The organism is Burkholderiales bacterium (assembly GCA_036262035.1).
Lineage (GTDB): Bacteria > Pseudomonadota > Gammaproteobacteria > Burkholderiales > SG8-41 > JAQGMV01.
In genome coordinates this window covers 12,266-28,888 of sequence record DATAJS010000004.1, presented here as the reverse complement: position 1 = coordinate 28,888, position 16,623 = coordinate 12,266, and the positions used below count along the sequence as shown (strand labels likewise).

Annotated in this window: 15 protein-coding genes and 1 tRNA gene; 5 read left to right on the top strand and 11 right to left on the bottom strand. The window is 65.8% G+C overall.

Features of this window, described 5'->3' with window-relative positions; all coding sequences use genetic code 11:
• Positions 1–32: 32 nt before the first annotated feature.
• On the top strand, positions 33–1,277 hold the full coding sequence (locus tag VHP37_02790) for an MFS transporter (GenBank protein HEX2825250.1): 1,245 nt from the start codon (positions 33–35) through the stop codon (positions 1,275–1,277).
• A 54-nt stretch (positions 1,278–1,331) separates the two neighbouring features.
• On the opposite strand, the gene VHP37_02785 is transcribed toward VHP37_02790, so the two are convergent.
• Positions 1,332–2,291, bottom strand: coding sequence for a tripartite tricarboxylate transporter substrate binding protein (locus VHP37_02785; GenBank protein HEX2825249.1), 960 nt, complete (start codon positions 2,289–2,291; stop codon positions 1,332–1,334).
• 158 nt (positions 2,292–2,449) lie between these two features.
• On the opposite strand from VHP37_02785, the gene VHP37_02780 reads away from it, so the two are divergent.
• Positions 2,450–3,373, top strand: a complete 924-nt coding sequence (locus VHP37_02780) for a tripartite tricarboxylate transporter substrate-binding protein (protein ID HEX2825248.1) — start codon at positions 2,450–2,452, stop codon at positions 3,371–3,373.
• A gap of 81 nt (positions 3,374–3,454) precedes the next feature.
• A complete protein-coding gene (locus VHP37_02775) occupies positions 3,455–4,012 on the top strand; it encodes a DUF6806 family protein (GenBank protein HEX2825247.1) in 558 nt (185 codons plus the stop codon).
• A 99-nt stretch (positions 4,013–4,111) separates the two neighbouring features.
• Here VHP37_02775 and VHP37_02770 read toward each other — a convergent pair whose 3' ends face one another.
• Genes VHP37_02770 through VHP37_02760 form a run of 3 tightly spaced genes read right to left on the bottom strand, consistent with a single transcriptional unit; the run spans position 4,112 to position 7,424 of the window.
• Entirely contained in the window at positions 4,112–5,068 is a 957-nt protein-coding gene (locus VHP37_02770; protein ID HEX2825246.1) for a D-2-hydroxyacid dehydrogenase family protein, read from the bottom strand.
• A 29-nt stretch (positions 5,069–5,097) separates the two neighbouring features.
• A complete protein-coding gene (locus VHP37_02765) occupies positions 5,098–6,255 on the bottom strand; it encodes an MFS transporter (GenBank protein HEX2825245.1) in 1,158 nt (385 codons plus the stop codon).
• Positions 6,256–6,257: 2 nt separating this feature from the next.
• Complete coding sequence (locus VHP37_02760; protein ID HEX2825244.1) at positions 6,258–7,424, bottom strand: MFS transporter; 1,167 nt, start codon at positions 7,422–7,424, stop codon at positions 6,258–6,260.
• Positions 7,425–7,530: 106 nt separating this feature from the next.
• Between VHP37_02760 and VHP37_02755 the strand changes: the two genes are divergently transcribed.
• Both VHP37_02755 and VHP37_02750 read left to right on the top strand, forming a co-directional pair.
• Positions 7,531–8,781: an MFS transporter gene (locus VHP37_02755; protein ID HEX2825243.1), complete on the top strand. Its 1,251-nt coding sequence runs from the start codon at positions 7,531–7,533 to the stop codon at positions 8,779–8,781.
• A 74-nt stretch (positions 8,782–8,855) separates the two neighbouring features.
• On the top strand, positions 8,856–9,788 hold the full coding sequence (locus VHP37_02750; protein ID HEX2825242.1) for an acyl-CoA thioesterase domain-containing protein: 933 nt from the start codon (positions 8,856–8,858) through the stop codon (positions 9,786–9,788).
• 198 nt (positions 9,789–9,986) lie between these two features.
• Here VHP37_02750 and VHP37_02745 read toward each other — a convergent pair whose 3' ends face one another.
• From VHP37_02745 to VHP37_02715, 7 genes are all read right to left on the bottom strand, one after another.
• Entirely contained in the window at positions 9,987–10,946 is a 960-nt protein-coding gene (locus tag VHP37_02745) for a tripartite tricarboxylate transporter substrate binding protein (GenBank protein HEX2825241.1), read from the bottom strand.
• Entirely contained in the window at positions 10,943–11,140 is a 198-nt protein-coding gene (locus VHP37_02740; GenBank protein HEX2825240.1) for a hypothetical protein, read from the bottom strand. The genes VHP37_02745 and VHP37_02740 overlap by 4 nt, the downstream gene beginning before the upstream one ends.
• Positions 11,141–11,223: 83 nt before the next feature.
• Positions 11,224–12,408 (bottom strand): DUF4340 domain-containing protein, encoded by a 1,185-nt coding sequence (locus VHP37_02735; GenBank protein HEX2825239.1) that lies wholly within the window; start codon positions 12,406–12,408, stop codon positions 11,224–11,226.
• A gap of 22 nt (positions 12,409–12,430) precedes the next feature.
• Positions 12,431–14,341, bottom strand: a complete 1,911-nt coding sequence (locus tag VHP37_02730; protein HEX2825238.1) for a GldG family protein — start codon at positions 14,339–14,341, stop codon at positions 12,431–12,433.
• Between the two features lie 4 nt (positions 14,342–14,345).
• On the bottom strand, positions 14,346–15,089 hold the full coding sequence (locus VHP37_02725; GenBank protein HEX2825237.1) for an ABC transporter permease: 744 nt from the start codon (positions 15,087–15,089) through the stop codon (positions 14,346–14,348).
• A gap of 4 nt (positions 15,090–15,093) precedes the next feature.
• Positions 15,094–16,059 carry an ATP-binding cassette domain-containing protein gene (locus VHP37_02720; GenBank protein ID HEX2825236.1) on the bottom strand — a complete coding sequence of 322 codons (966 nt, stop codon included), beginning with the start codon at positions 16,057–16,059 and terminating at the stop codon, positions 15,094–15,096.
• A gap of 176 nt (positions 16,060–16,235) precedes the next feature.
• Positions 16,236–16,311 (bottom strand) — tRNA-Thr (locus VHP37_02715).
• Positions 16,312–16,623: the final 312 nt, after the last annotated feature.

Genomic DNA, 16,623 nt, shown 5'->3' with positions numbered 1-16,623 from the left:
CGCATTCCGACAACGACGCGCCCGAGCCCGCCATGAGCACCGCCGCCGCAACAGCGTCTTCGCCTCGCAGCTTCAAGGAAGTCTGGCTCATCGCGGCCGGGCACGGGCTCACGCACTGGTATACGGCGACGTTCTATCTGCTGCTGCCGCTGATCGGCAAGGAGCTCGGCCTGACCTATACCGAGATCGGCGTCATCATGACGATCCAGCATCTCGCCGGCGCGATCTCGAATCTGCCCGGCGGCATGATCGTCGACACGGTCGGGCAGAAGGGCTACCTGCTGGCCGCGTCGCTCTTCTGGGTCGGCGTGCCGTACGCGCTCATGAGCGTCACGCACAACTTCTGGATGTTGCTGGTGTGCGTCACGCTGGTCGGCATCGGCAACAACATCTGGCACCCGGCGGCGATCCCCACGCTCGCGTACCGCTATCCGCAGCGCAAAGGCCTGGTGCTCTCGTTCCACGGCATGGGCGGCAACATGGGCGAGGCGCTCGCGCCGATCGTGGTCGGCGCCCTGCTCGGCTGGTTCACGTGGCGCACCGTCGTGGTGATCAACGTCGTGCCGGGCATCACCATGGCGATGCTGATCCTCATCATGCTCGGCGCGTTCATGACCGCCCGCGGCGAAGACGCCGACGCGATCAACGCCAGGGTCGAGAAGCACAGCTTCCGCGAATACCTGCGCGACTACGGCATGCTCCTACGCAACCGCTCGCTGATGCTGGTATCGATCAGCTCGTCGTTCCGCACGATGACTCAGACCGGCCTGCTCACCTTCCTGCCGGTCTATCTCGCGTACCAGCTGCACTACTCGCCGCTCTATGTCGGCGTGTGCATGACGCTGCTCCAGGTCGGCGGCTTCATCGCCGGCCCGATCGGCGGACACCTGTCGGACAAGATGGGCCGCAAGCGGGTGGTGATGTCGAGCATGCTGCTGACGGGCGTCATGCTGATCGGCATGGTGCTCGCGGGCAAGAGCGTGGCGTTCGTGCTGTTCGTCGCGCTCGTCGGCTTCTTCCTCTACGCGATGCGCGCGGTGCTGCAGGCGTGGGCAGTGGAGTGCACGCCGAAGAAGCTCGCCGGCGCGGGTGTCGGCATCCAGTTCGCGGTGACGTCGTTCGGCGGGAGCGTCTCGCCGTTCCTCTTCGGGATGATCGCCGACGCGACCGACGTCTACGTCGGCTTCTACTTTCTCGCCGGCACGATCATTCTCGCCAACCTGCTCGTGGTCTTCATGCCCGACACGAGCGTGAAACCGGCGGTGGCGAGCGCGTAATAAGAGTGTTGAGTGTTAAGTTACGGAGCACTCACTTAACACTAAACACTGGGTTCAGTCGACCTTTGCGCCCGCGAGCTTGACGACCTTCGCCCATTTAACCACCTCGGCCTTGATGTAAGCGCCGTACTCGGCCGGCGGCATCGGCAGCGGATCGGCGCCCTGGTCGCTCAGATACTTCGCCGTCGCAGGCTCTTTCACGATGCGTATCACCGAGGCGCTCAGGCGATCGACGATCGCCTGCGGCGTCCCGGCCGGAGCGACGAGGCCGTTCGCCCCGCTCGATTCGAAACCCGGCACGCCGGCCTCGGCGATCGTCGGCACGTCCGGCAGCGCGTGGATGCGCTGCGCGGTGCTGACGCCGAGCGCGCGCAGCCTGCCGGCCTTTACGTGAGGGACCGCCGACGGGGCCGTCGCGAAGGTGAGCGCGACTTGTCCCGCGAGCAGATCGATCATCGCCGGCGGGGCGCCCTTGTAAGGCACGTGCACGATGTTTATTCCCGTCATCGACTTGAAGAGCTCGGCGGTGAGGTGCGGCTGGCTGCCGCTGCCGGCGGAGCTGTAATTGAGCTCGCCGGGGCGCTTCTTCGCGTACGCGATGAACTCCTTCACCGTCTTCACCGGCACCGAGTTGTGCACGGCGAGCACCTGCGAAGTCGCGGCGATCAGCGCGACCGGCGCGAAGTCTTTCACCGGATCGTAGCCGAGCTTCGGATACAGGCTCGGGTTGATCGTGTGGATGGTGGACGCGAGCAGCAGCGTGTAACCGTCGGGCGGCGCCTTCGCGACGATCTCGGCCCCGATGTTCGCGCCCGCGCCCGGACGGTTGTCGACCACGAACTGCTGCTTCATCTCCTCCGCGAGCTTGTGCCCCAAGGCGCGCGCCAGGATGTCCGACGTCCCGCCCGCCGGAAACGGCACGACGATGCGGACCGGCTTGGTCGGATACGTCTGCGCGCTCGCGACACCACACGCGAACGTCGACGCGAACAGCAGCAGCTTGGCTCCGCGCATTCCATCCTCCTCGCAGTTCTTTTAAGAGCATTTAACCGCAAAGGACGCAAAGGACGCAAAGGAACCCAAGAACGTATTCGAATCGTTTTGCTTTTCCTTGGCGTCCTTTGCGTCCTTGGCGGTCAATCATGCCTTTCGACGCGTGCTAAGCTGACCCGATGGACTGGAAACCGGACCACGAGATCGAGATCGTCGCCGGCACGCCGCCCGGCGGGGGGCTGGACCGCACCGCGCGTGCGCTGCTGAAAGCCATCGAAACGCACGATCTGCTCGAAGTGCCGGTGCACGTGAAGAACGTCCCCGGTGACGGCGCGCGCAACGCGTGGCGCTACATGGACGAGCATCGCGGCGATCCGCACGTGGTGTCGATCAGCCATCCCAACCTCACCACCGATCGGCTCGTCGGCCTCGCAACCTTCGATCATCGCGACTACACGCCGATCGCGATGCTCTACACCGAGTACATCGCGTTCGCGATACACGACGATGCGCCCCTGCGCGACGGCGCCGCGCTGATCGACCAGCTCGCCAGGTTCGCTCCCCGGACGAGGATCGCGCTGTCCACCGCGCTCGGCAACCCGAATCACATCGCGCTCGCCCGCCTGGTCACGCACGCGGGCGCGGAGCCGAAGGCGCCGATCGTACGAGTCTTCGACTCGGCGCTGCTGGCGGTCGCCGACGTCGTCGAACGCAACGCGGACGTCGCCGCCGTCACCGCGGCCAGCACCCAGAGCGCGCTTTCGTCGGGGAAGGTCCGGGTGATCGGCGTCTCGGCTCCCCAGCGGCTGGCGGGCACACTCGCCCACGTACCGACCTGGCGCGAACAGGGCGTCGACTGCGTCGTCGGCGCGTGGCGCGGCGTGACCGGCGCGCAAGGCATCGGCGCCTCGCACGTGCGTTTCTGGGAAAAGACGCTGCGCGCGGTGGTCGCCACGCGCACGTGGCAGGACGAGCTCGAACGAGACGGATTGAGCGCGACCTATACCGATGCTGCGGCGCTCCGGCGCTTTCTCGACAGCGAGCGTACCGAGATGGCTGCTGCGCTGCGGGAACTGGGTCTCCTGAAGGAGCCGGCGGGCTGAGATGGCCCCGCTGTGCTATCCTTGACGACTTCCGCCGGATCTTTCCCAGCCCCGGCACCCCCCATCACCGGAGTCCCCCTTATGCGAACCGAAGTGCACGTGCATGGCAGCGTATTCCTGTGCAAAGGCGTGAGGGTCTCGCAGATCGACCAGGCGATGCGCCCCTGGCTCGACTATCTCGACGTCGACACGATCGCGGACGCCCACAGCCTCGAGCGCGAGGAGCCGGGGATCAGCTTCGATCTCAAGGAGCGCGTGATCAACATCTGCTGGACGGGTGAGGTCGGGCGCAGCTTCCAGAGCCGTCTCACCGAGACGTTCCACAACTTAGGTACGCTCACCGAGTACGCCTCGGAGATCGAGGTCACGTACTACCCGGAAGGCGCCGACGACGAGTTCTATCAGATGTTCGTCGGGCCGAGCGCGCAGGCGATCCACGAGTTCCGCCGCCAGTGCGTGGTGGAAGACGTCTCGAACCTGCTCTCGCGTCACATCGGCAAAGGCGAGACCGAGCAGGTCGCCGCGCTGATCAACCAGCTCTTCGATGCGGCCGGCGCCACGATGCCGGCCGAAGGCGAGGAGAGCGAGACGCAGTCGACGGTGATTCCGCTGCATCCGCGGAACAAGCACCTGCATTGATAAAAAAAGGCCGCGTAAGCGGCCTTTTTCTTTTGAACGTCAAAATGGATTCCCGCCTTCGCGGGAATGACGGGTTTTTCCGTTCACCCGTGCACGCAATTACGCATTCACGACGTTGATCGGCTTCCCCTGCGCGAACGCCAGGATCTGATCGACCGCCACGCCGTAGATCCCTTCGTACACGCGCTGCTCGACGTAGCCCAGGTGCGGCGTGCAGAGCACGTTCTTCATCTTGAGCAGCGGGTTGTTCGCGTCCATCATCGGCTCGCTCTCGTAGACGTCGATCGCGGCGTAGCCGGGGCGGCCTTTGTTCAGCGCTTCCACCAGCGCGCCTTCGGCGATGATCGGCGCGCGGCTGGTGTTGACGATCATCGCGGCGGGCTTCATGCGCGCGAGGTCCTGCGCCGTGACGATGCCCCGCGTCTCCTTGTTGAGCGGCAGGTGCAGCGTGACGATGTCCGCCTGCTCGAAGAACGCTTCGCGGCTCGCGGCCACTTCGTAACCGGCTTCGCGCGCCTTGGCGGTCGACGCCTCGCGGCCGAGGACGATCACTTTCATGCCGAACGCGCGGCCGACGCCGGCGACGATGCTGCCGATGCGGCCGAAGGCGTAGACACCGAGCACCTTGTCCTTGAGGCCGATGCCGACGGTGCTCTGCCACTTCCCCTCTTTCATGTTCTGCGCTTCCTGGGGAATGTTGCGCAAGCTTGCGAGGATGATCGCCCACGTCAGCTCCGCGGTCGGATTGGGGCTGCTGCCGCCGCCGGCCGACACGACGATGCCTTTCTCTTTCGCCGCTTCGAGATCGATGTGATAGGCGTTCTTCCCCGTCTGGCTGATCATCCTGAGCTTCGGCAGCTTCTCGATGACCGCGCGCGGGAAGGGCGAGCGCTGCTGCGTGAGCACGACCGCCTCGGCATCCTTCAGCCGCTCGGCGAGCCTGGCGGGATCCTTCTCGGTGTCGGTGTACACGACCACGTCGTGGCCCTGCAGCTTGGGAAACGCCTTGGTCTTCCTGAACGCGCCCTGGTAGTCGTCGATGACTGCGATTTTCATGGTGACACCCTCGATTCGTGAGTTGCGCATTATGAACCGGTCGCGAGCGCATTACGGGCGCGGGTCGCGATGGCGCCGCCGGCGGCGAGGATCGCGGCATTGGCGTAGAACACCGGCGCCACGCCGAGCGCGGTACCTAGCGTGCCGAAGATCATCGGCACCGCGATGTGCATGAAGTTGTTGATCGTGACGCGCATCCCCAGCGCCTCGCCCGAGCGGCCCGGCGGCGCGCGGTCGTAGATGAGCATCAGGCTCACCGGCTGGCTGCAGCCCATGCCCAGACCGAGGAGAAACGCCACCGCGGCCAGCAGCAGCGCGGTCTCGAACATCGGGAACAGCACGTACGCCACCGCGCCGATGTAGAGCGCCCACAGCAGCACCGTGTCCGGCGTGTAGCGCTTCACCAGCGCCGGCATGACCAGACGCACCACGAATGCGGCGACGGCGAACATCCCGAGGATGGTCCCGATCGCCGAGGCCGACAGTCCCACCGAGTGACCGTAAATGGGCATGTAGAACTGGAAGAGATCGGTGCCGGTCAGGATCGTCGCGCTGGTGATGAGCGTGCGGCGCAACGGCACGTTCTGCAGGAGGTTGGCGGAATACGTCGCCTCTTCCTCCTTCACGCCGCCCTTGCCCTTGGCGTTGCGCAGCGCGCGCGAGGTGGCGATGACGACGATCGAGGCCAGCGGGATCGCGGCGAGCACGAGATAGGTTTTCGCGTAGCCGATGTGGTCGATCGCGATGCCCGAGAGCGTCGGCCCGAAGAAGCTGCCGCCCGCCATGACGAGGCCGAAGTTGCTGAAGTTCTTCGCGCGGGTCTCCGGCGTCGAGAGCAGCCCCATCAGGTTCTGCGCGCAGACGTTGTAGAACACCCACGACGCGCCGATGAGTATCGCGGAGAGATACAGCGACGGCATGCGCGGAAACGCGAATGGCACGAGCAGCGCGAGCGCCACGCCGAGCGTGCCGCCGATCAGCGGCCGGCGCACGCCGAGCCGGTCGGTGAGCTTGCCCGCGAACACGCCGAGGATCATCGGGAACACCGAGTACATCGCGATGATCGCTCCGATCGAGAACTGCGGCGCGCCGAGCTCGATCGCGAACAGCGTCACCACCACCTTGCTGCCGCGAAATGCGGTCATGTTGAGCAATATGATGCCGAGCATGACCCAGATCGCGGGCACGGTCAGTCCTTGCGCCTGCGCGCGACGTAAGCGCCGACGCCGAGCAGCGCCGACGAGAGCACGAAGATCGGCGCGACACCGACCAGCGAGCCGAGGCCGCCGAAAGCGGTCGGCACCACGACGTGCATCGAGTTGTTGATCGCGATCCTCAAGCCGATGGTCTCCCCCGCGCGGCCCTGCGGCGAGTAGTTGTACGCCAGTATCACCGAAAGCGGCTGTCCCAGCGCCATGCCGAGGCCCAGCGCGAAGCTGATCGCGCCCAGCCCGTAACCGTTCTGCACGAGAGGGATCAGCATGAACGTCGCGGCCGAGCACGCGATCGACCACGTCAGCGTCTTCTCCTCGCCCAGTCGCGCGACGATGAGCGGCAGTACGGCGCGCGTGACGAAGCCCGCCACCGCGAAGGCGCCGAGCACCAGCCCGATCGCCGAGGCCGAGAGCCCGATGTTGTGGCCGTAGAGCGGCATGTAGAGCTGGAACAGGTCCAGACCGGTCATCACGACCGCGCTCGCGATGAGCACGCGCTTGAGATCGGGCACGCGCACCAGGTCGATCATGCGCCGGTCGGAATGGGACGAGCCGTGCGAGAAGCTGCGCGGGAAATGCTTCGCGATCAGCACGAGCCCGATGAGCGAGCTCGCGGAAAGCAGCGCGAGATACAGGTACGAAGCGACGTGCCCTACGTGATCGATCGCGAAGCCCGCGACCACCGGGCCGATGAAATCGGCGACCGACACGACCAGCGCGTAAGTGTTGATGTTGCGCGTGCGCGCCGCGCCTTCGGCGAGCGAGCCGGTGAGGGTCTGCAGCCCCACCTGCACGAAGATGAAGCCGGTGCCCGTGATCGCGGCCGACGCGAAGATCGCGGGCAGCGTCGGCACGAGCCACGGTAGCACGATGCCCGCGGAGCAGGCGACGACGCCGCCGATCACCGGGATGCGCAGGCCGTAACGATCGGTGAAGCGGCCCGCGTACACCGCGAGGATCAGCGCGAAAAGTCCATATGTTGCAAGCAGCAGCCCGATCTCGAACGGCTTCGCGCCCAGCTCGAGCGCATAGAGCGTGTTGAGGACGCGAGTGCCCTTGTAGCCCGCATTCCAGAGCAGGACGAGAGAGAAGAGCTGCGGCAGGCTGACGCGAGCGGTGAACGGCGGGGATTCGTTATTCATTATTGGGGTCAGGTCCGAATTAACGGGTCGTTAATTCGGACCTGACCCCAATTCTACCGCGGCATTAGAATTGCCCCTTTTCTCGCAATCCGGACTCGGCTTCCCGATGCGTCTCACCCTGTTGCGCGCGCTCGCGCACCGCAACTTCGCGCTGTTCGCCGCGGGGCAGTCGGTCGCACTGGTCGGCTACTGGATGCAGTCGATCGCGCAGAGCTGGCTCCTCTACCGCCTGACCGGCTCGGCGACGCTGCTCGGCGTGCTCGGGTTCGCGAGCAGCCTGCCGATCCTGTTGCTCGCGCCGCTCGCGGGGCTGTGGTCGGACCGCGTCAACCTGCATCGCGCGATGTTCGCGACCCAGGTGCTCGAGATGGTGCAGGCGATCACGCTCGCGGCGCTGGCGATCACCGGCGTGATCCAGCCGTGGCACATCGTGGCGCTCGCGATGTTCATGGGCGTGATGGTCGCGATCGAGCTGCCGATGCGCCACGCTTACCTGCTGGAGCTCGTCGACGGCAAGGAGGACCTGCCCAACGCGGTCGCGGTGACCTCGCTCATCGGGAACGCGGGACGGCTCATCGGTCCGGCGGTCGCAGGCATCGTCATCGCGGCCTACGGCGAATCGGCGTGCTTCGCCATCAACGCGCTGACCTACGTCGCGGTGCTGGTGAGCTTCATGATGATCCGCGTGACACCGAGCCCGAGAGTAGCTGCGCATGCGCCGGTGCTGCAGGGTCTGTCGGAAGGCTTCGGTTATGCCTGGAGGTCGCTGCCGATCCGCACCCTGCTCTGCGTGCTCGCGGTGGTGAGCCTGCTCGCGACGCCGTACATGACGCTGATGCCGGTGCTGGTGAGGGAGGTCTACGCCGGCGGCGCGAACGTGATGGGCTTTCTGGTCGGCGCAGCGGGTTTCGGCGCGGTGAGCGGCACGCTGTATCTCGCTTCACGGCCGAACGTGCGCGGGCTGGTGCGCGTGATCGCGGTGGCGAGCTGCGCGGCCGGGACCGCGATCGCGCTGGTTTCGTGGTCGGGCGGCATGGCGATCGCGGTGCCGCTGCTCGCCGTCGTCGGCTTCGGCATCCTCGTCACGTCGGTATCGACCAACATGATCCTGCAGACCATCGTCGACGACGACAAGCGCGGGCGCGTGATGAGCCTCTACACCGCGGCGTTTCTCGGCATGTCGCCTTTCGGGGCGATCGCGGCGGGCGCGCTCGCCGACCGCATCGGCGTCGCGGCGACGCTGACGATCGAGGGCGTCTGCTGCGCCCTCGCCGGCGTCTATCTCGCGTCCCGGCGCGCCCACATCGCGACGCACGTGAGACCGATTTACGATCGACTGGGCCTGAGCGCCCGTTAAAGTAGCGCAGGCGCCCGCGCCAGCAGAAACAAGGCCGCACAAAGGCAGGCGAGGCGCCTGCGCTACAGGACCACATGACTCTGAACCCACGAATTATCCAGGACCGCGTGCTGCGCGCGCTGGCCGCCAACCGCGCGCCGGGATTCCACTTTCCCGGCTATTTCCTCGAGCTGACGTGGCCTCACGTCGGCCCCGACTCGATCTCGCACGCGATGACGGTCGGACCGCATTGCCTCGACGCGAAAGGCGTCATCGCGCCCCCTGCGCTGGGTGTGGTGATCGACGGCGCGCTCGCCACCGCGCCTCGTCTCGTCATCGAGCCCGGCGGGCGGCAGGCGACGGTGCACCTCGACATCCAGTACACCGGGCTCGAACCGCGAAAAGACCTGTACATGGAAGCCACGCTCGAAGGCTTCTTCGCCGCCGACAGCGCGCGGCAGGCGATCACGCGTGGCGCATTGAAAAGCGGTGGCGAGACGATCGCGCACGCGACGGGGACTTTCATGGTGCTGCCGCCGCCCGAAGGGGTGAAGCTCGCGCCGTTGCCGTGGCAGCAGGGTGACGTGCGCCCGCAGCCGCTGGAGATGTCCGAGCTCGAAGAGAAGGAGCGCGCGGTGGTGCGCGCGGCGCAGGCGGCGCTGTCGTCGCACGACGGCGTGCACACCTTCTTCGAGCGCTTCGTGGGCATCGAGCCCAGGCACACCGCGACGGGCGCGACGTGCCGGGTCGCGATCGGCTACCAGATCGGCAACCGCGTGGGACACGTGCAGGGCGGGATACTGCTGGGCCTCGCGCAGGCGACCGCCGCGGCGGCGGTGCCGCGCCATCCGGCGATATCGAACATCTCGGCGTGGTACATCAGCCCCGGCCGGGGCGAATCACTGACCGCGACTTCGAAAGTGATCCACGCCGGCCGCAGCCTGGCGGTGGTGAGGACCGAGATCCGGAACGCCGACGGGTCGCTCGTGCTCGAGGCGGTGAGCAATCACGCGTCTAAAAAGGCGTAGTTAGGCGCAGAGGCGCACGGAGGCGCGCAGAGGAACGGCGTAAAAATCGTCATTCCCGACCCGCGGTAGCGGAAGTGATCGGGAATCCATTTTGACTTTGACGGGTTGAAAATGGATTCCCGCCTGCGCGGGAATGACGTCGTTTGTTCGTCCTCTGCGCGCCTCTGTGCGCCTCTGCGTTAAAAATCGCCCTTAAGACTAGTCAGGCTTCGCGCCCGACGCCTTGACCACCTTCGCCCACTTCTTGATCTCGGACTTGATGTAGCTCGCGTAGTACTCGGGCGTCGAGCCGACGATCTCGAAACCCAGGCCGCCGAGGCGGTCGCGCACATCCTGGGCCTTGAGCGCTTTCACGAACTCGCTGTTCAGCCGGTTCACGATGGGCCTGGGCGTCTTCGCGGGCGCGTGCACGCCGTACCACGCGGTCGCTTCGAACTTCGGGAAGCCCGATTCGGCGATCGTCGGCACCTCGGGCAGCGCGGGCGAGCGCTTCTCGCCGGTCTGCGCGATGGTCTTGAGCTTGCCCGACTTGATGTGCGGCATCACCGAGGAGAAGCCGCTGAACATGAGCTGGATGTGGCCGCCGACGAGGTCGGTCACCGCCTGGCCGCTGCCCTTGTAGGCGATGTGGACCATCTTGATGCCCGCGAGCTGGTTGATCATCTCGCCCGTGAGATGGCCGACGCTGCCGACGCTGGCCGATGCGAAGTTGAGCGAGCCCGGTGCGCGCTTAGCGAGCGCGATCAGCTCCTTCAGCGTATTCGCCTGCACCGACGGATGCGCGACGAGCACGTTGGGCGACGTCGCGAGCAGCGTGACCGCTTCGTAATCCTTCACCGGATCGAAAGGCAGCTTGGAATACAGGCTCGGACCGATCGCCACGTTAGCGATGTAGCCGAGCACGATGGTGTGGCCATCGGGCGGCGCGTTCGCGACGATCTCCATGCCGATGTTGCCGTTGCCGCCGGCGCGATTGTCGATGACGACCTGGTGGCCGAGGCCGTCGGACAGCTTGGTGCCGAGCGTGCGCGCAAGCGTGTCGGTGCTGCCGCCGGGCGCGAACGGAACGACGAAACGAACGGGCTTGGTGGGATATTCTGCGGCGCTCGCGCCGCCCGCGACCCACATCGCGGCGAACGCTGCGGCCAGGATTCTCATGACGTGCTCTTGGTGACGGGGTCGTTGCGCCAGCGCTCCCACGCCAGGCGCTGGTCCTCGCGGATCTTCTCGTCCTCGAGCATCGCGCGGACCATCGCGGTCACGTCGGATTCGTAGCCTTCCCGGCGCTTCTGGAAAGGCCACCTGAAGCCGGCGGGGAACACCGGCGATTTGGGGAAATGACTCCATTTCATGATCTTGCCTCGTGCATGGACGTGCCATGGTGTCAAAGGAAAGGAGGTTCAAGGAGGGAAACCTTGGTTCCCCTCCTTGGCGTTCACCGCGCCATGCCGGGTGGCATGCCGAATGGCATGCCGCCCGGCGGTCCGGCAGGACCTTCGCCCGGCGCGCGCTTCTTCGCGATCAGATCCTCGCGCGACTTCATCAACGGCTCGACCTGCTTCGCGTCCGCGACATAGCTCCACTGCGACTGCACTTTCTCGCGCGCGATCTTGAACTCGAGGCGCTTCCGCTGCTCGGCGAAGTCCTTGTCGCGCTTTTCCTTGTCCGCGGGCTTCTCGTCCTTCTCCGGCGTCCTCGCGGCGGGCGGCTCGCCCGCAACCGCGATGTTGACCAGGTACTCGTCGCCGCTCTTGCGCTTCGCGACCTTGATCGTATACGTGAGATTGTCGAAGGTCTCGGCGGTGAAGACCGTCGGCGTGCCTTCGTCCTCGGGCTTGCCGTTCACCGACACGTCGCTGAACGTGAGGTTGCCGAGGGCATTGCTCGCCGACACCGCCGCGCTCGCGTCGAGGTCGCCTCCGCCCGCGGCGAACTTCCACGGGCTCCATTCCTGCTCGCGCGAGACTTTCCACTGCGCGTTCGGACCGGATGCGGCGAGGGTCTTGATGCGGTCGACTTTCGGGAAGGTCTTGTCGATCCAGACGCCCGGCTGAGCCTTCGCCTTATCGAGAGGGTCGGCGACGACGACCACGTTGTTGTTGGCGGTGATGCGCACGTAGCGTCCCGCCGGCACGCCGTTCACCGCGTTCGGCAGCGGATTGCCGGGATCTTTCTTGAGCACGACCTTGCCGAGGATCACGCTCGAGAGCGTCTTGCCCGCGGCGTCCTTGAGCTCGACCAGCGTGCCCGCGCCTTCGCCTTTGCCGGGCTCCACGAGCTCGACGCGCGGCAGCAGCGATTCTCCGACCTGATCGGCCTGCACGACCTTCAGATCGATCAGCTTGATGATGAGGTCGCTGATCGCCTTGAAGTCCGCGGGATAGTTGCCGCGCTCGACCACGATCCAGCCGTTGTCCTGGCGCTTGAGCGTGACCTTGTCCTTGGCATCCTGCAGCTCGAGCTGCGCCACATCGGCCACCTTGAGCTCCGACAGGAGCTTGGCGCCGATCCTTTGCTGGCTGGCGCGATATTCGGAGATGTTCTCCCAGAACATCGCGAGCCCCACGCCGCCCAGCACCAGCAAGACGACGACGAGGATGAGGAACTGCTTGCGGTTCATACCACCGGCTCCTTGTTTCGCGTCACGCCGTGCGCCGTGCGTTCGCCGCGGTCCGGCGACGGCGTGCCACCGCCAGCGTGAGGCCGAGCAGCGCGACGAGCAGCGGCACGAGCGCGATGTTCACGACCTTGGTCCAGAACATCAGCTTCTCGCTCTCGACGCGCAGGTTCTTGCGCACTTCCTTGAGCTCGATGCGGGTTTCCGCCGATTTCTTGCGGAAGTTGTCGATCTCGGCCTGCTGCTCGGGCGTGAGGATCGTCGGCGCTCCGGCGCTCGGCGCCCCCGGCTTGCCTTTCTGCAGCTCCTGCATCTTCTCCTGCGCCTGCTGCAGGCTGTCCTCGAGCGCCTTGATCTTGCCGAGGTACTGCTGCTGCGCTTCGGCTTCCATGCGCGCGATGACCGTGAGGGGCCGCGTGAACGAGGCGCGGCTGCGCAGGCTCATCAGGTTCTGGTCGCCCGAGAACTGCTCGACGAGGCCCTGCGCGAACGCGAGGTTGCCATTGCGCGGCACGACCACCTTCTGGCCGAAGATGTCCTGCACTTCGACCGCGGCGCCGTCGGTCAGCAGATCGACGTCGGCGACGAGCACGATCTGGTTCTCGGCGGCGCCTTCACGCAGGTGCTTGTTCGGCGCGGGCGGCTCGGGCGCTTTCTCGCCCGGACGCACCATCGGCGCCGGCGGTCCGTTCGGGAATGCGGTCTTGAACTTGCCCGACAGGCGGATCGCAAGCGGCTGCTCCTGGCCCGAAGGCTGGAAGCCGCGCGTCGCGGGCTCGCCCGAGAGCGTCGCGATGATGAGATCCACGCCCATCGAGTTCTTCGAGGTGTGCGCGAGCACCGTCTCCTTGAGCCCCTCGGCGGGCTTGCCCTTGAACACGCCGCTGAAAGGAACCAGCATCGTGTTCACCTGGCTCATCACGACGTCGTCCTGATTGAGCGCTTCCGGCGGCAACTGGAGCAGCGTCGGCAGGAGGCGCGGACCGGCGCCGCTGCCATAGGTGAGATCGGCGACGACCTGGTTCATCGTCGGCTCCACGCCCCACGCCTTGAACAGCGTGTAGAAGCTCGACTGGCCCGCATTCGATCCGCCGAACGGGTTCTGGAGGTCGGGCTGCTGGTCGAAGTACGCGTACGGGTCGACGAACGCGATGAGCTTCCCGCCGCGCAGCACGAACTGGTCGATCGCGTATTCGGCCTCCTCCGTGATGTTGCGCGGATGGATGACGAGCAGCACGTTGATCTCGTCGGGGATCTTCTTCACGTCGAGCTCGATCTTGCGCACGTCGAAGTTGCGCTTGAGCTCCGAGCCCAGCACCCACGGCTCGGTCGGTTGCTTCTTGAGCATCGGGTTGAGCGGCTGGCCGAGCACCGGCAGCCCCGCCATCAGGCCCACGACGGGTTTCTTGGTCGCGGTGACCTGCGCGATGGCGCGCGTGATGTCGTACTCGAGCAGGCGCTCGCGGTCGGGCGAGAGCACCGGGATCGCGGCTTTCTGGTCGAGCTGGGAGATCGACAGGCCGAGGTAGAACTTCTCCCCGGTGTTGGTCTGCTGGCCTTCGACGTTGTCGAGCTGCGCCGATTCCTCCGCGTCCGAATCGGGCTCGGGATTGAAGCGCTCGATGACGACCTTGCCGTTCGATGCGGCCTTGAACTCGGCGAGCAGGTCTTCGACCCGCTGCGCGAAGGTCTTGAGGCCGACCGGGACGGCGTTCGATCCCTGCGTGTAATAGAAGCGCACGCGCACCGGCGCTTCGAGCTTGGACAGGATCGCCTTGGTGCCGGGCGAGAGCGTGTAGACGTTGCCCTGCGTGAGGTCGACGCGCGCGTTGAATGCGCTCACGATGAAGTTGAATGCGACGAGCACCGCGAACAGTGCGACGAGCCCGCCGGCCGAGTAGAGCAGAGTTTCCCGGGTGCGTTGTTTCATGGCCATGGTGTTAACCCGCGCGCTGGTTGCGGATGATCACTCCGGTCGCGAAGAGCGCGAAGCCGATCACCGAAGCGAAGAAGAGGACGTCGCGCACGTCGAGCACGCCGCGCTGGAAGCCTTCGAAGTGCGTCATCACCGAGAACGCCGCGATTCCCTGCACGACGACCGGGTTCGCCCAGCGCGTCAGGAGATCGGTGACGGGCGTGTAGCCCGCGAGGATCAGGAAGAGACAGATCATCACCGAGAGGATGAAGCTGATCACCTGGTTGCGCGTCATCGCGGACGTCATGCAGCTGATCGCGAGATAAGAGCCTGCGAGCATGAGGCTGCCGACGTAGCCTGCGACGATCACGCCGTTGTCCGGACTGCCGAGCCAGTTCACCGTGATGATCACGGGGAAAGTGAGCGCCAGCGCCAGGGCGAGGAACACCCACGACGCGAGGAACTTGCCGATGATCGCCTGCCAAGCGGTGATCGGCAGCGTGAGCAGGAGCTCCAGCGTGCCGAGGCGCCGCTCTTCCGACCACAGCCGCATGCCGACCGCCGGCACCAGGAAGAGATACAGCCACGGGTGCCAGGTGAAGAACGACACGAGCGAAGCTTCGCCGCGCTCGAAGAAGTTGCCGACCGTGAAGGTGAAGAACCCGGTGAGCAGCAGGAAGATGACGAGGAAGACGTACGCGATCGGCGAGGTGAAATAGCCGCCGAGCTCGCGCTTCATGATCGCTTTGATGTTGGCCCAGGAGTTCATCGTGTTACGCCGCCGCCTTGACGGTGTCCGGAAGGGTGATCGTGCGGAAGACTTCGTCCAGGCGGCCTTCCTCGGTGTGGATCTCGTCGATGTGCCAGCCTTCGCGAGCGGCAGCCTCGGCGACGTTCTTGGTGAGCGTCGCCGCAGGGCCCGCGGCCTTGTCGGGATAGACGCGCGCTTCGAGGACGCCGGCGCGGTCGTTGAGGATTTCCACGCGAGCGGCGCCCGGGACGATCGAGAGGCGCTCGGTCAGCGTCGCCGCGGTGATGCCGGTCGCGCGCACGAGCACCGCGCCGGCGGTCGCCGAGCGCGCCTTGAGCTCGGCCGGCGTGCCGTTGGCGACGATCACCCCGCGGTCGATGATGATCACGCGCGAGCACACCGCCTCGACCTCTTCCAGGATGTGGGTGGAGAACACGATCGCCTTGTTCTCGCCCATCTTCTTGATGAGGTTGCGCACCTCGTGCTTCTGGTTCGGATCGAGGCCGTCGGTCGGCTCGTCGAGGATGAGCACGTCAGGGTCGTGGATGAGCGACTGGGCGAGGCAGGTGCGGTGCTTGTAGCCCTTGGAGAGCGTGTCGATGGTCTGGTACAACACGTTCTCGAGAAAGCACAGGTCGACCGCGCGGTTCACCGCGCGCTTCTTCTCCTCGCCCTTGAGCCCGCGCAGCTCGGCAGCGAACTTGAGAAAGCCTTCGACCGTCATGTCGGCGTAGCCCGGCGCGTTCTCCGGCAGGTAGCCGATGAGGCGCTTGGCGCGGATGGGATCCTGGAGCACGTCGTGGCCGCCGACGTAGACGTTGCCGGACGTCGGCGGGATGAACCCCGTCACCATGCGCATCGTCGTCGACTTGCCGGCACCGTTGGGTCCGAGGAAGCCGAGCACCTCGCCGCGCTCGACCGCGAAGGAAAGATCGTTCACGGCGATTTTCGCCCCGAACGCCTTCGTCAGGTTTTCTACCTTGATCACTGCATGTCCTCCTGCGGTTCTATCCCGCTTCTTTGCGCCCAAAAATTGGTGTCACGCCGGAAATTTCAACAGGCGGCCTCGCGCCCGGCGGCGCTCGCGACGCATCGATAGGGATAGGGCGGCGGGGACGGCACCAAGCGCGGCTCTCGAACGGTAAAGCGCGAGGCCAGCGAAGCTGGTGCCGACAGTCTGACTCGAACAGACGACCTACCGCTTACAAGGCGGTTGCTCTACCAACTGAGCTATGCCGGCGAGGCGGTGAATTATAGAGCGCCCCTAGAGGCGCCGTAAACGCGACCTCCCCGCTGCCTGTGAGACCGGCCCTGTGGGGTAACTCTTACAGCGCGAAGTCATCGCCGCGGCGAATTGTTCACGGCGTGAAATTGCAAGCCATTGATTTCATTGCACCGCAACGTTGGCATCAAAGCTGCTTATTGAAGCCGTCAGCTCGAGATCATGGACCCTGATTAGCGAAGCACCCCGGTCAACTCCCGCCGAACGGCGCCGAATACGTGCGGAACGCGTGTGTGCGGCCCTGATTTGCCCCCGCGTCCGGCACCCGAT

Coding starts and splice junctions, on each gene's coding strand:
- VHP37_02790 (HEX2825250.1), top strand. CDS start 33: ATGAGCACCGCCGCCGCAACAGCGTCTTCGCCTCGCAGCTTCAAGGAA.
- VHP37_02785 (HEX2825249.1), bottom strand. CDS start 2,291: ATGCGCGGAGCCAAGCTGCTGCTGTTCGCGTCGACGTTCGCGTGTGGT.
- VHP37_02780 (HEX2825248.1), top strand. CDS start 2,450: ATGGACTGGAAACCGGACCACGAGATCGAGATCGTCGCCGGCACGCCG.
- VHP37_02775 (HEX2825247.1), top strand. CDS start 3,455: ATGCGAACCGAAGTGCACGTGCATGGCAGCGTATTCCTGTGCAAAGGC.
- VHP37_02770 (HEX2825246.1), bottom strand. CDS start 5,068: ATGAAAATCGCAGTCATCGACGACTACCAGGGCGCGTTCAGGAAGACC.
- VHP37_02760 (HEX2825244.1), bottom strand. CDS start 7,424: ATGAATAACGAATCCCCGCCGTTCACCGCTCGCGTCAGCCTGCCGCAG.
- VHP37_02755 (HEX2825243.1), top strand. CDS start 7,531: ATGCGTCTCACCCTGTTGCGCGCGCTCGCGCACCGCAACTTCGCGCTG.
- VHP37_02750 (HEX2825242.1), top strand. CDS start 8,856: ATGACTCTGAACCCACGAATTATCCAGGACCGCGTGCTGCGCGCGCTG.
- VHP37_02745 (HEX2825241.1), bottom strand. CDS start 10,946: ATGAGAATCCTGGCCGCAGCGTTCGCCGCGATGTGGGTCGCGGGCGGC.
- VHP37_02740 (HEX2825240.1), bottom strand. CDS start 11,140: ATGAAATGGAGTCATTTCCCCAAATCGCCGGTGTTCCCCGCCGGCTTC.
- VHP37_02735 (HEX2825239.1), bottom strand. CDS start 12,408: ATGAACCGCAAGCAGTTCCTCATCCTCGTCGTCGTCTTGCTGGTGCTG.
- VHP37_02730 (HEX2825238.1), bottom strand. CDS start 14,341: ATGGCCATGAAACAACGCACCCGGGAAACTCTGCTCTACTCGGCCGGC.
- VHP37_02725 (HEX2825237.1), bottom strand. CDS start 15,089: ATGAACTCCTGGGCCAACATCAAAGCGATCATGAAGCGCGAGCTCGGC.